At 74.5% G+C, this 13,231-nt stretch carries 12 protein-coding genes; 3 read left to right on the forward strand and 9 right to left on the reverse strand.

Going from position 1 to position 13,231, the window contains the following annotated elements; genetic code table 11:
• Positions 1–79 precede the first annotated feature (79 nt).
• Positions 80–946, reverse strand: a complete 867-nt coding sequence (locus tag DVH02_RS26570; protein WP_114626391.1) for a helix-turn-helix transcriptional regulator — start codon at positions 944–946, stop codon at positions 80–82.
• Positions 947–1,147: 201 nt separating this feature from the next.
• On the opposite strand from DVH02_RS26570, the gene DVH02_RS26575 reads away from it, so the two are divergent.
• Together DVH02_RS26575 and DVH02_RS26580 are read left to right on the forward strand one after the other, a co-directional pair.
• Entirely contained in the window at positions 1,148–1,882 is a 735-nt protein-coding gene (locus tag DVH02_RS26575) for an SDR family oxidoreductase (RefSeq protein WP_114626392.1), read from the forward strand.
• Positions 1,879–2,382, forward strand: a complete 504-nt coding sequence (locus tag DVH02_RS26580) for a nuclear transport factor 2 family protein (RefSeq protein ID WP_267899081.1) — start codon at positions 1,879–1,881, stop codon at positions 2,380–2,382. The genes DVH02_RS26575 and DVH02_RS26580 overlap by 4 nt, the downstream gene beginning before the upstream one ends.
• Positions 2,383–2,645: 263 nt before the next feature.
• Here DVH02_RS26580 and DVH02_RS26590 read toward each other — a convergent pair whose 3' ends face one another.
• The 7 genes from DVH02_RS26590 to fmt form a co-directional block, all read right to left on the reverse strand.
• Positions 2,646–3,101, reverse strand: a complete 456-nt coding sequence (locus tag DVH02_RS26590; protein WP_114626393.1) for an Lrp/AsnC family transcriptional regulator — start codon at positions 3,099–3,101, stop codon at positions 2,646–2,648.
• Positions 3,102–3,207: 106 nt separating this feature from the next.
• A complete protein-coding gene (locus DVH02_RS26595; protein ID WP_114626394.1) occupies positions 3,208–4,083 on the reverse strand; it encodes an RNA polymerase sigma factor SigF in 876 nt (291 codons plus the stop codon).
• 150 nt (positions 4,084–4,233) lie between these two features.
• Positions 4,234–5,697 carry a GuaB1 family IMP dehydrogenase-related protein gene (locus tag DVH02_RS26600; protein ID WP_114626395.1) on the reverse strand — a complete coding sequence of 488 codons (1,464 nt, stop codon included), beginning with the start codon at positions 5,695–5,697 and terminating at the stop codon, positions 4,234–4,236.
• Positions 5,698–5,933: 236 nt separating this feature from the next.
• Positions 5,934–6,983: a sugar-binding transcriptional regulator gene (locus tag DVH02_RS26605; RefSeq protein ID WP_199566422.1), complete on the reverse strand. Its 1,050-nt coding sequence runs from the start codon at positions 6,981–6,983 to the stop codon at positions 5,934–5,936.
• A 117-nt stretch (positions 6,984–7,100) separates the two neighbouring features.
• Complete coding sequence (rpe, locus tag DVH02_RS26610; RefSeq protein ID WP_114626397.1) at positions 7,101–7,784, reverse strand: ribulose-phosphate 3-epimerase; 684 nt, start codon at positions 7,782–7,784, stop codon at positions 7,101–7,103.
• Between the two features lie 111 nt (positions 7,785–7,895).
• Positions 7,896–9,329: an RsmB/NOP family class I SAM-dependent RNA methyltransferase gene (locus DVH02_RS26615; RefSeq protein ID WP_114626398.1), complete on the reverse strand. Its 1,434-nt coding sequence runs from the start codon at positions 9,327–9,329 to the stop codon at positions 7,896–7,898.
• A gap of 87 nt (positions 9,330–9,416) precedes the next feature.
• Positions 9,417–10,361, reverse strand: a complete 945-nt coding sequence (gene fmt, locus DVH02_RS26620) for a methionyl-tRNA formyltransferase (RefSeq protein WP_114626399.1) — start codon at positions 10,359–10,361, stop codon at positions 9,417–9,419.
• A gap of 280 nt (positions 10,362–10,641) precedes the next feature.
• Between fmt and DVH02_RS26625 the strand changes: the two genes are divergently transcribed.
• Complete coding sequence (locus DVH02_RS26625; protein WP_114626402.1) at positions 10,642–11,175, forward strand: hypothetical protein; 534 nt, start codon at positions 10,642–10,644, stop codon at positions 11,173–11,175.
• A 202-nt stretch (positions 11,176–11,377) separates the two neighbouring features.
• On the opposite strand, the gene DVH02_RS26630 is transcribed toward DVH02_RS26625, so the two are convergent.
• The coding region (locus DVH02_RS26630; protein ID WP_147286132.1) for a primosomal protein N' at positions 11,378–13,231 on the reverse strand (1,854 nt) is incomplete at its 5' end.

Genomic DNA, 13,231 nt, shown 5'->3' on the forward strand with positions numbered 1-13,231 from the left:
GTACGGTTCCGGTCCGTTCACCGGCAAGACACGCTCGTTGCGCACCCTGCGTCGATCTGTTGCGCCTTTCCCGCTCAGGTCAGCGATTTGTTGCCGGCGGGACCGCGCCGCTCCCCCGCGCCCGGCGGCGGGTGGCGTCGAGGGTGCCCAGCAGGGTCAGCGCGTGGGCGTCCGGGCTGCCGGGCGGCGCGTGGTAGATCACGAGCTGCTGGCCGTGCGCTCCGCGTACGTCGAAGGAGTGGTAGGTCAGCGAGAGGGGACCGACCTCGGGGTGGACGAGTTCCTTGGCCTCGTCGTGGCTCTTGCCGTGGACGCTCTGCGCCGCCCAGAGCGCGGCGAACTCCTCGCTCGACGCGGTCAGCGTCCGTACGACGCCGCGCAGCCGCGGGTAGTGCGGGACGAGGCCGGTGCTCTGGCGCAGGTTGGCCACCGCGGCCTCGGCGGCCCGCTGCCACTGGGCGTAGAAGCTCCGTCCCGCGGGATCCAGGAAGATCATCCGGGCGAGGTTGTCCGCCCGGTCGAACGGGGAGAACAGCGCGTCCGCCACGGGGTTGGCGGCCAGCAGGTCCAGCGCCGGGTTGAGCACGAACGCCGGGGTGTGCGGGTAGCCGTCCAGCAGCAGGCGCAGCGCGCCGCCGACGCTCTCGCGCGGCAGCGCCCGGGGCTCGGCGGGCACGGCGCCCGCCAGCCGGTACAGATGGTCGCGGGCCTCGTCGGTCAGGCGCAGCGCCGCGCTGATCGCGTCGAGGACCTGCGGGGAGGGGCTGGACTCGCGTCCCTGTTCCAGGCGGGCGTAGTAGTCGGCGTTCATCCCGGCGAGCACGGCGACCTCCTCGCGCCGCAGACCGGCCACGCGCCGCTGCCCGTACGACACGAGTCCCACCTCGCCGGGCAGCAGGCGGGCGCGGTGGGCGCGCAGGAAGTCACCGAGGTCGTTACCGCTCATCCCGCCAGGCTAGACGAGTCATTCCGAAGTCCCGTCTGCTCGGCGGCGCCCAGCACGCACGCTCGCCGCAATGACTCGTCCAGGCGCCGCGCCCCGGCCGTGCCTGGGTGTGCCGTGCCCAGGCACCACACGTCGTGGCCCGGCGGGGCGGGCCCGCCCAGACTTCCCGGGACACCGAGGAAAGAGCCGGAGGGAACGGGCATGACAGAGCACACCAAGATCATCGCGGTCACGGGGGCGAGCAGCGGTATCGGCGCGGCGGCGGCGCGGCGGCTGGCGCGGGACGGCCACCGCGTCCTGCTGGGCGCCCGCCGCACCGACCGTCTGGAGCGGCTGGCCGAGGAGATCGCGCGGGACGGCGGACTGGCGGTCTTCCGGCCGCTGGACGTGACCGACGGCGCGGACGTGCGGGCGTTCGTCGAGGCCGCGCGCGAGGAGTTCGGGCGGCTCGACGTCCTGGTGAACAACGCCGGGGTGATGCCGCTGTCGCCGCTGGAGGCGACGCGGACCGACGAGTGGGACCGCATGATCGACGTGAACGTGCGCGGTGTCCTGCACGGGGTCGCCGCCGCGCTGCCGGTGATGCGCCGACAGGGCGGCGGCCACATCGTGAACATCGCCTCCGTCGGCGCCTACGAGGTCTCCCCCACGGCGGCCGTCTACTGCGCCACCAAGTTCGCCGTCCGCGCGCTCTCCGAGGGGCTGCGCCAGGAGTCGGCCGGGGACATCCGCGTCACCCTCGTCTCCCCCGGCGTGACCGAGTCCGAGCTGGCCGACTCCATCGCCGATCCGGTGGCCCGGGAGGCCATGCGGGCCTACCGCGCGGTCGCACTGCCCGCCGAAGCCGTCGCGGACGCCATCGCCTACGCCGTCGCGCAGCCCGCCTGGGTCGATGTGAACGAGATCGTGGTCCGCCCCGCGGCGAGCGCCCAGTGACCCGCCCGCGGTCGGAAGGAGCCGGGGCGAACGTCACCGCCGAGGAGTACGACCGGCTGTCGCGGCGACTGCGCGACCTGGAGGACAAGGAGGCCCTGCGCGCGCTCATGATCCGGGGCTGGAGGGCGCTGGACCGCAGGGACTGGGACGTCTGGATCCGCTGCTGGGCGCCGGACGCCGTGCTGGAGTTCGGCCCCTGGGGGGAGATCCACGGGAGGGAGGCGGTACGGGACCGGGTGGCGGCGGCGGAGTCCCCGTACCCGGGCATGCAGCACCACATCCTCAACATGGCCTTCGAGGTGACGGGCGACCGGGCGACCGGCGTCGGCTACATGTGGTTCGTCGCCGTCACCGAACCGGGGAGGACCTCCGCGCCGTACTCGATGGGCGGGCCCTACGACTGGGAGTTCGTCCGGGGCCCCGAGGGGTGGCTGCTGTCCCGTCAGCGGCTGGGGGTTCTGTGGACCCAGGGCGAGGACACCGTGCGCGCGTTCGCCTAGGGCCTCTCGTTTGGATCATGCCGGGCTCGCGAGCCCTGGCACCGCGCCTCGCCGCGTTGTCGTCGGTCACCTACGCTCCGCGTGGGCTCCCTCCTCCGCCTTGCGATCCACGGCACCAGACCCCGCTCCCTCATCCGGCCTGATCCAAACGAAAGACCCTAGGGCGTGCGGGGCTTCGAACGCGGTCCCGGGCGAGCCCGTCGGGATCCGGCCGGGCTCGCGTGGCCCCGGCCGGGCTCGCGTGGCCCGGCCGGATCCCGATGTCAGCCCGGCGCGCCCGAGGAGTGGCGGCGCAGCAGCGGGGAGAGGACGAGCACCGACTTGGTGCGCTCCACGTACGGCTCGCCCGCGATGCGTTCGAGGACCTGCTCGAAGTGGCGCATGTCGGCGGCGAAGACCTGCGCGATGGCGTCGGCCTCCCCGGTGACGGTGGAGGCGGCGACCACCTCCGGCATCCGGTCGAGGCTCCGGTGGATGACCTCGGGCGAGGTGTTGCGGCCGCAGTAGATCTCGATGAACCCCTCGGTGTTCCAGCCGAGCGCCGCCGGGTCGACCCGTACGGTGAAGCCGGTGATCGCCCCGGTGGCGCGCAGCCGGTCGACGCGCCGCTTCACGGCGGGCGCGGACAGGCCGACGCGGGAGCCGATGTCGGCGTAGGTGCGGCGGGCGTCCTCGGCGAGGGCGTGGACGATGCGTTCGTCGAGATCGTTGAGTCGCACGGCTGGTGGTTCTTTTCTGCGCGGTGACCGGTCGGGGGCGGCGCGGGCCGGGGCCTCGGTGCCGTCCCCGAAGTAGACCACGCGTTCGGCCGGGTCAGGGTCCCGGCTACCCGGCGGCCAGCAGGCCCGTCCGCAGCCGGGCGGTGATCCGGGTCAGCAGGCGCGAGACCTGCATCTGGGAGACGCCGAGTTCGGCTCCGATCTCGGCCTGCGTCATCTCGTCGCCGAACCTCATCCGCAGGATGCGCCGCTCCCGGTCGCTCAGCGCGGCGAGGAGCGGCTTCAGCGACTCGACGTCCTCGACCGTCTCCAGCGCCGCGTCGGGCCCGCCCAGCCGGTCGGCCAGCGCGGGCGGCCCGTCGGACGTGTCGTCGGCGGGGAGGTCGATCGACCCCGCCGTGTAGCCGTTGCCGGCGACGATGCCCTCGACGATCTCCTCCTCGTCCAGGCCGAGATGGTGCGCGAGCTGTGCGGTGGTCGGCGCGCGGTCGAGGCGCTGGGACAGCTCGTCGGTGGCCTTGGCCAGGTCGAGGCGCAGCTCCTGGAGCCTGCGCGGTACGTGCACGGCCCAGCTGGTGTCCCGGAAGAACCGCTTGATCTCCCCGGTGACGTAGGGGACGGCGAAGGTCGCGAACTCCACCTCGCGGCTGAGTTCGAAGCGGTCGATCGCCTTGATCAGGCCGATGGTGCCGACCTGGACGATGTCGTCCATCTGGTCGGCGCGGTGCCGGAAGCGGGTGGCGGCGTAGCGCACGAGCGCGAGGTTCAGCTCGATGAGGGTGTTGCGCACGTAACTGTGTTCGCGCGTGCCTTCCTCCAGCAGTGCCAGCCGGGCGAAGAAGAGCCTCGACAGCTCCCGGGCGTCCCGGGGTGCCACCTCGGCGGGGCGGGGGACATGGGGCAGGTCCAGCTCCGCCGCCCCGGCCCCCGGGCGGCTTCCGTACCCCGTGCGTCCGGTCGTGACCGTACTCGCCGTGGACACTTCGGCCTCCCCTGCTCCGTCTGCCGGTACGCCGTTGAGGGCGCGTGTACCCCGTCCGGGCGTGCTCATGCCCGTCGGACCGGCATCGGTATATGCCGGACCGGGCCGTCGCGGGTGGCGACGGCCCGGTCGGGCGGGCAGGGGCGGGGGTCAGCTCCAGCTGGCGTGCAGCGGCTTTCCCTCGGCGTATCCGGCGGCGCTCTGGACGCCGACGATGGCCTTCTCGGCGAACTCCTCCAGGGAGTTGGCGCCCGCGTAGGTGCACGAGGAGCGCACCCCCGCGATGATCGAGTCGATCAGGTCCTCGACGCCCGGACGGGTCGGGTCGAGGAACATCCGGGAGGTGGAGATGCCCTCCTCGAACAGCGCCTTGCGCGCCCGGTCGTAGGCGGACTCCTCGCTCGTACGGTTGCGTACGGCGCGGGCCGAGGCCATGCCGAAGGACTCCTTGTAGAGGCGGCCGTCGGAGGACTGCTGGAGGTCGCCCGGGGACTCGTACGTCCCGGCGAACCAGGAGCCGATCATGACGTTCGAGGCGCCCGCGGCGAGCGCCATGGCGACGTCGCGGGGGTGGCGGACGCCGCCGTCGGCCCAGACGTGCTTGCCGTACGCGCGGGCCTCGGCCGCGCACTCCAGGACGGCGGAGAACTGCGGCCGGCCGACGCCGGTCATCATGCGGGTGGTGCACATGGCGCCGGGTCCGACGCCGACCTTGATGATGTCGGCGCCCGCCTCGACCAGGTCCCGTACGCCCCGGGCGGAGACGATGTTGCCCGCGACGATCGGCACCTTCGGGTCGAGGGCGCGCACCGCCTTGACCGCGGCGATCATCGACTCCTGGTGGCCGTGGGCCGTGTCGACGACGAGGGTGTCGACGCCCGCGTCGAGCAGCTGCGCCGCCTTGCCCGCGACATCGCCGTTGACGCCGACGGCGGCGGCGATCCGCAGTGTGCCCGAGGCGTCGGTGGCGGGCGTGTAGAGGGTCGCGCGCAGGGCGCCCTTACGGGTGAGGATGCCGACCAGCCGGCCGTCGGCGTCGACGGCGGGGGCGAGCTTGCGGTTGGCGTTGTCGAGGGTGTGGAACGCCTCGCCCGGGTCCATGTCCGCCGCGATCAGCACCAGGTCCTTCGACATGACCTCGGAGAGCTGGGTGAAGCGGTCGACGCCGGTCAGGTCGTGATCGGTGACGATCCCGACCGGCCGGTTCTCTCCGTCGACGACGACGCCCGCGCCGTGCGCCCGCTTGGGCAGCAGGGACAGCGCGTCCCCCACGGTCTGCAGGGGGGCCAGCACGATCGGGGTGTCGAGTACCAGGTGGCGGGTCTTGATCCAGGAGATGACGTCGGTGACGACCTCGTTCGGGATGTCCTGCGGGATGACGACGAGTCCGCCGCGCCGGGCGACGGTCTCGGCCATCCGGCGGCCGGCGATCGCGGTCATGTTCGCGACGACGAGGGGGATGGTGGTGCCGGTGCCGTCCTGCGCGGAGAGGTCCACCGCCTGGCGGGAGCCTACGGCCGACCGGCTCGGCACCATGAAGACGTCGTCGTACGTCAGGTCGTACGGCGGCTGCTGGTCATTGAGGAAACGCACGTGCTGAACATCCCAGTCGATCGGAGTTGCCCCGGTCGGTGGAGCCGGGGAAAACGCACGTACTCGATTGTCCCATGCGGGGCCGCGTACAGGTCCCGGGACGAACCTCCAGGTCGGAGCGGGTGCGCTCGTACGATTCCACCAGGGCTGCCCGGCCCGTGCGGACCGGTCGGTCGGGCCAGGACCGGCGCGCCCCGGCTCTCATGCTCCCGTTCTCACGCCCCGGTGCCCGCGCCCCGGTTCCCATGCCCCGGCTCTCACGCCTCGCCGGGGTCGGCGCGCTCCAGGGCGGGCTTGGGCGCGGGCGTGAACTCCGTCAGCAGGAAGTCGGCCGCCGCCGTGTCCGTGACCAGGCTGGTCACCAGGCCCGATCTCAGGACGGCGCCGATCGCCTCGGCCTTGCGCAGCCCGCCCGCGATCGCCACGACCTCGGGTATCCGGCGCAGCCGGTCGGCCTCCACCGTGATGCACCGCTCGCCCAGGTCGCGGCCGACGAGCCGCCCGTCGGCGTCGAAAAGGTGCGCGGACATCTCGGCGGCGACACCGAGCGTCGAGTAGTGCGTGCGCTCCTCGTCGGTGAGCATGTCGTGGACCGTGGAGATGCCCGGCTCCCAGGAGCCGATGGAGACGGCCGCGACGGTGACCTTGTCGAAGTACGCGAAGGCGCGCGCGATCCCGGTCTGGCCGCGCAGCGCGGCGGCGGTGGCCGGGTCGGGGAGCAGCATCGGCGCGTAGATGGGGTGCGCCTCGCCGCCGGAGACCTGGGCGGCCCGCCGTACCGCCTCGACGGAGCCGCGCTCCGCGGTGCCCGCGTCGTACACGCCGGTCAGCTGGACGACCGTGCAGGGCGGCAGCCGGTCGAGCGCGGCGGCCATGTGGATGGTGGAGCGGCCCCAGGCGAGGCCCAGCACATCGCCCTCGACCACCAGTTCGCCGAGGAGTTCCGCGGCGACCTCGCCGAGGTTCTCCGGGTCGGGGGACTCGTCCTCGCCCTCGGCGGGCGACTCGACGACCACCGCGTGGCGCAGGCCGTAGCGGGCGCGCAGCGCGTCCGAGCGCTCGGCGTCGAGTTCGGCGGGAACCCGGATCTCGATGCGCACGAGATCGCGCTCCAGGGCCGTCTCCAGGACCCGCGCCACCTTGAAGCGGCTGACGCCGAACTCCTCGGCGATCTGGATCTTGGACTTGCTCTCCAGGTAGAAGCGACGCGCCATGGCCGCCGCCTGCACCAGCTCCGCGGGCCCCATCCGCAGCCCCGGCCGACCTGCCGACATACCAGGCACCGCGATCTCCTCACTTCTGTTCACACTCCGGACTCGCTGTTCATCCTGTCAGATCCAGCGGTCCTCGATCGGCCCGTGAAGGCCCTGTTCATGTTCCCGTGGCCGGGTGGCGGCCCGGGGGCCGGTCAGCTGTCCGGCGGATCAGTGCCCGCAGGCCCAGGAGGCCGCCGAGGTGGCCTCGGTCGCCTGGTTGCGCAGCATCCGCACGGCCGCCGCCGGGTCGTCCGTCCCGTACACCGCGGATCCGGCGACGAACACGTCGGCGCCCGCCTCCGCGCACCGCTCGATGGTGGTGGCGGAGACGCCGCCGTCGACCTGGAGCCACAGTTCGAGGCCGTGCTTGGAGATCAGCTCCCGGGTCCTGCGGATCTTGGGCAGCATGATGTCCAGGAACGCCTGGCCGCCGAAGCCGGGCTCCACCGTCATGATCAGCAGCATGTCCAGCTCGGGCAGCAGATCCTCGTACGGCTCGATGGGCGTCGCGGGTTTCAGCGCCATCGACGCCTTCGCGCCCTTGGCCCTGATCTCGCGCGCCAGCCGTACGGGGGCGGCCGCCGCCTCGACGTGGAAGGTGACGGAGCCCGCGCCCGCCTCGACGTACTGCGGGGCCCAGCGGTCCGGGTCCTCGATCATCAGATGGCAGTCCAGCGGCGTCTGCGTGGCCCGCCCGAGCGCCTCGACCACCGGCACGCCGAGGGTCAGGTTGGGCACGAAGTGATTGTCCATCACATCGACATGGAGCCAGTCGGCGCCTTCGACGGCCTTCGCCTCCTCGGCGAGACGGGAGAAGTCGGCGGACAGGATGCTGGGGTTGATCTGGGCCATGTGCCAAGCCTGCCATGTTCCGGGCGCGTTCCCGACCGCGCGGTGGGCGTCGGTACGAACCCATACCTCGCACTCCGCCCAATCCGCGCGTCTCGCCGCCGCCGCGGGGGCTCAGACGGTACGGCGCAGCAGGGCCAGGTACATGGCGTCCGTGCCGTGCAGGTGCGGCCACAGCTGAACGTCCGGCCCCTCGCCGAGCGCCGGTACGCCCGGCATCAGGGGCCGCGCGTCGATCCACTCGGCCCCGGCGGCCGGGCCGCCGCGCCCCTTGAGGACGTCCTCGACGACGGCCCTGGTCTCGGCGAGGTGCGGGGAGCAGGTCGCGTAGCCGACGACGCCGCCGACCCGTACCGCGCCCAGCGCCTCGCGCAGCAGTCCGCGCTGGAGCGGCGCGAAGCCCTCCAGGTCCTCGGCCCGGCGCCGCCAGCGCGCCTCGGGACGGCGGCGCAGCGCGCCGAGGCCGGAGCAGGGGACGTCGACCAGGACCCGGTCGAAGGAGCCGGGGGCCCAGGGTGGCCGGGTGCCGTCGGCGGTGATCACCTGGTACGGGCCGGGGTTCCCGGCGAGCGCGCGCTCCACGAGCCGGGCGCGGTGGTGCTGCTTCTCGGCGGCGAGGACGCGGGCACCGCTCCCGGCGGCGAGCGCGGCCAGCAGCGCCGCCTTGCCGCCGGGGCCCGCGCAGGCGTCGAGCCAGCGCGCGTCGGGCCCGTCCAGGGGAGCGCGGGCGAGCGCGAGCGCGACGAGCTGGCTGCCCTCGTCCTGCACTCCGGCCCTGCCGTCCCGTACGGCGTCGAGCGCGCCGGGTTCGCCGCCCTCCGCGAGCCGCACGGCATAGGGCGACCAGCGCCCCGGCAGCGCGGAGTCCTCGCCCGCCGCCGCCAGCAGTTCGTCGGCGGTGGAGCGGCCGGGCCGGGCGACGAGGGTGACCTCGGGGCGTTCGTTGTCCGCTTCGAGGAGGTCCTCGATACCGGCCCGGCCGCCGCCGAGCGCGTCCCAGAGCGCGGAGACCACCCAGCGGGGGTGCGAGTGGACGACCGCGAGGTGGTCCTCCGCGTCCTCGTCGTAGGGCGGGGCGACCCGTGCCACCCAGGTCTCCAGATCGTCCTGGGCGATCTTGCGCAGGACGGCGTTGACGAACTTGGCGCGGCCGTCGCCGAGCACCACCCGGGCCAGCTCCACGCTGGCCGAGACGGCGGCGTGCGTCGGGATCCGGGTGCCCAGCAGCTGGTGGGCGCCGAGGGCGAGCACGTCGAGCACCGGCGGGTCGACCTCGCGCAGCGGCCGGTCGACGCACGCCGAGATGATCGCGTCGTACGTGCCCTGGCGGCGGAGCGTCCCGTACACCAGCTCGGTGGCGAGGGCCGCGTCGCGCGTCTCGAAGCCGGGGTTCTCGCGGGCCTTCTTCAGCAGCGGCGGCAGCACGAGGTTGGCGTACGCGTCCCGCTCGTCGACGGCCCTGAGCACCTCGAAGGCGAGGAGCCGCACGGGGTCCTTCTTGGGACGGCGGTACGGCTTGGCGGGACGGCGAGGGGCCTGCTGGTTCAAAGGTGCTCCGCGGTGAGATGAGGACCGACCGGCGCGTGGGCGGCGGCGTCGCCCCCGTATGCCGGTCGGTCCAAGAGTCGATCCCCCTCAGCCTACGTCCGCCCGGCCGAGCCGCTCGCCCGGGGCGATCCGCACCCCGCGCGCCCAGTCGGCGGCGCGCATCGGCTTCTTGCCCTGCGGCTGGACCCAGAGCAGCTCGGTGGCGTGCGAGCCGGTGCCGACGTGCACGCTGTTCTTGCCGACGGACAGCTCGCCCGGTGCCAGCTCCGTACGGTCGGGCACCGGTCCCAGCTGGACCAGCTTGAGCCGCTCGCCCCGGAACACGGTCCAGGCGCCGGGCGCGGGGGTGCAGCCGCGGACCACCCGGTCGACGCGGAGCGCGGGCGCCGCCCAGTCGACCTCGGCGTCCTCCACGGTGATCTTGGGGGCGAGCGAGACGCCGTCGGCGGGCTGCGGTACGGGCTCGAGCGTGCCGTCCTCGATGCCGTCCATCGTCGCGGCGAGCAGCCCGGACCCGGCGAAGGCCAGCCGGGTGAGCAGATCGCCGCTGGTGTCGGTGGGCCGCACCCGCTCGGTGATCACGCCGTACACCGGACCGGAGTCGAGCCCCCGCTCGATCCGGAAGGTGGCCGCGCCGGTCATCTCGTCACCGGCCAGCACGGCGTGCTGCACGGGCGCGGCCCCGCGCCAGGCGGGCAGCAGCGAGAAGTGCAGGTTGACCCAGCCGTGCACCGGCACGTCGAGGGCGACCTGCGGCAGCAGGGCGCCGTAGGCCACCACCGGGCAGCAGTCGGGGCCGATCTCCCGCAGCCGGGCCAGAAACGCCTCGTCGCGGGGCTTCTGCGGCCTGAGCACCTCGATCCCGGCCTCCTCGGCCCGCTGGGCGACCGGGCTCGCGACGAGCCTGCGGCCGCGCCCGGCCGGCGCGTCGGGCCGGGTGACGACGGCGACGACGTCATGCCGCTCGGAGGCGATGAGTGCGTCCAGGGCGGGTACGGCGACCTCGGGGGTGCCGGCGAAGACGAGCTTCATCGGTGGCTGACTGCCTCTCGTACGTACTGCGGGCTGACGCGAGCGGTCACGGAACGGCCCATCAGTCTAGACGGAGCGGGGTCGGGACCCGGACGGAGCGGAGTCGGCACTCCGGCCCGCGTGACAGGGGGCGTACGACGGCCTGTGCGCCCCGCGCATATGCGCATACGCCCCCGCAGCGTGACCAGATCACCAGGTGGCGCGTTGTCAAGGGAGATTGACCAAGGGGGCCGCACCGGTGCGGCCCTTCCTTTTCAACGCCGGTTCGAGAGGCTTGTTCATGGCCGACCACGCAACCCACGACGCACAAGCCCGAGCAAGTCTGCACCTGTTGGTGCGGGACATCGAGCGGGTCAGGCGGCAGGTGGACGCACTGCGCACGCTCACCGCCCAGTTGGGCAATGTCTACCGCCCGCGACGTTCGGGCCCCTCCACTGGATTCGTCGTCTACGGCAGGGCGCCCGCCCCGACCGTACGACTCGCCCAGGAGCTGCGGGACAGCGTCGAGACCCTGGTGACCGCCGCGGTGGACTTCGACCGCTCGCTGGGCTTCTCGTGGGACGCGGTGGGGTCGGCGCTGGGGGTCACCAAGCAGGCGGTGCACCGGCGTTACGGGACGCGGCGGGCCGCGCAGCAGCCCGTGGCGGCCGACGCGGAGCGCGCCCAGGACCCCGCGGCGCCCCGCCCGCCGCTGCCGGCCGCCACCCCGGTGGTCCCGGCCGCCCGCTCCATGCCGCCGCAACCGGCGGCGACGGCGCACACGCTCAGGGACGACCCGCGCCCCACGGCGTTCCCCGGCCCGCGAGGAGGCTGACGGTCCTGGGCCCGGGGCGCGGCAGGCGCCTGTCCGGACGGCACAGCGTCCGGACACCCGTCTCCTGAGCGCCCCGGCCCCGCGGATCGACGCGTCGCGCGGCGCACACCGCCCGGCACACACCACCCGGCACACACCGCCCGACGCACACCGCCCGGCACACACCACGCGGCGCACACCGCCCGACGCACACCGCGCGCGCTCAGCCGATATCCGCCGGATCGATCCGAATCCTGACCTGCGCGAGCGCACCACCCGCACCGCCCGCGCCACCGCGCACACCCGCCGCACCCCGCACCGCCCGCGCGGACTTCAGCGCCGCGGCCAGCGCCGCCCCGCTCCCCGGCGGCACCCGGACCAACGCCCGCTCCCAGCGCTCCCCCACGGGCGGATCGCCGGGCCGACGCGCCCGCGCCCCGGCTCCCCCGGCCCCGGCGGCGCCACGGACCGGAGTCTCCACCGGCAGCGGAACCGGCCCCAGCACCTCCGCGTCGGCGGGGAGTTCGGCCTCGGCGAGGAACGGGCCGACGGCGTCGAGCGGCCCCAGCACCGCCGCCATCCGGGACACCGGCGGGAAGCCGAGTTCGGCCCGCTCCGACAGCTCGCGCCGCGCGTGCCCCACCGGATCCCACCGCACCAGGGCCTGCACCGGCCGCAGCGTCGGTTCCGCGACGACGACCACGGTGCCGCCCTCGCTCTGGCCGCGCACCAGGGACGCGGCGTGGAGCCAGCGCCGCAGCGCCTCCTCCCCGGCCCGCAGATCGGGCCGCCCGAGCATCGCCCAGCCGTCGAGGAGCAGCGCCGCCGCGTATCCGCCCTCGGCGACCGGCTCGGCGCCGGGGGTGCTGACCACGAGCGCGGGGCGGCCCGGTACGGAGTCGAGCACATGATCGCGTCCGGAGGTACGGACGGGGACGGCGGGGAACGCGCGGCCCAGCTCCTCCGCCGTGCGCCGGGCCCCCACGATCCGCGCGCGCAGCCGGAAGCCGCCGCACTCCTGGCAGTGCCACCGGCCGGTCTCCTCGCTGCCGCACCACCCGCACCGCAGCTCGCCCTCGCGCGGGGCCTCCAGCGGCCCGGCGCACCGCCGGCAGCGGGCCGGGGTGCGGCAGCGCTCGCAGGACAGCCGGGGAACATAGCCGCGCCTGGGCACCTGCACCAGCACCGGACCGCTCTTGAGCCCCTCCCGGACGGCCTGCCAGGCGAGGCTGGGCAGTCGCGCGGCGCGCGCGGCCTCGTCGCGCGCCAACTCGCCGTCGCCGATCGTGCGGACGAGCGGCGCGGCCGTACGCACCTGGTCGCGGGCGGCCACCAGGGGCAGGGCCCAGCCCGTGGCGACGAGCTGGGCGGCCTCGACCGTGCACCCCGTACCGCCCGCGAGGAAGGCGCACTTGTCGTGCGCCGCGCGCAGGACGAGCACTTCGCGGGCGTGTGGCTGGGGTGCGTGCGGCTCGCTGTGGCTGGAGTCGCCGTCGTCCCAGATGGCGACGAGTCCCAGGTCCCGTACGGGCGCGAACATCGCGGCGCGGGTGCCGACGACGGCGCGCACCGAGCCGCGCCGGACCGCGAGCCACTGCCGGTAGCGCTTCTCGGGCCCGGCTTCGGCGGTGAGGAGCGCGTGCCGCCCCTCGCCGAGCAGCGCGGTGAGGGCCGCGTCGACGCGGGCGGCGCTCCGCCCGTCCGGTACGACGACGAGCGCGCCGCGGCCGGACGCCAGGGTCGCCGCGACGGCACGCGCCAGTTCGGCCGCCCAGTGCGGCCCCGGGAGGGCGGTCCACACGGCACGGGGCGCGCCGCCCCCGGCGAGCGCGCCGAGGAACGCGGCCCCGTTCACGTACCGCTCCCACGTCCCCGCGTCCGGCGCGTCCGGCGGCGGCAGCGGCTCGGGGGAGGGCTTCGCCTCGGCCCGCGCGTTACGCGGCGGGACCGCGAGCTGCAGCACGTCGGCGAGGCTCCCCGCGTACCGGTCGGCGACGGCCCGCGCGAGCCCGAGCAGCCCGGCACCGAGCACGGGCTCGGGCGAGACGACCCCGGCGAGCGCCGCCAGCGGCCCCGC

The sequence above is a fragment of the Streptomyces corynorhini genome, assembly GCF_003346515.1.
Lineage (GTDB): Bacteria > Actinomycetota > Actinomycetes > Streptomycetales > Streptomycetaceae > Streptomyces > Streptomyces corynorhini.

What these genes read in the sequence shown, in the direction of transcription:
- DVH02_RS26570 (WP_114626391.1), bottom strand. Translation starts at nt 946, where the DNA reads ATGAGCGGTAACGACCTCGGTGACTTCCTGCGCGCCCACCGCGCCCGC.
- DVH02_RS26575 (WP_114626392.1), top strand. Translation starts at nt 1,148, where the DNA reads ATGACAGAGCACACCAAGATCATCGCGGTCACGGGGGCGAGCAGCGGT.
- rpe (WP_114626397.1), bottom strand. Translation starts at nt 7,784, where the DNA reads ATGGCCCAGATCAACCCCAGCATCCTGTCCGCCGACTTCTCCCGTCTC.
- fmt (WP_114626399.1), bottom strand. Translation starts at nt 10,361, where the DNA reads ATGAAGCTCGTCTTCGCCGGCACCCCCGAGGTCGCCGTACCCGCCCTG.
- DVH02_RS26625 (WP_114626402.1), top strand. Translation starts at nt 10,642, where the DNA reads ATGGCCGACCACGCAACCCACGACGCACAAGCCCGAGCAAGTCTGCAC.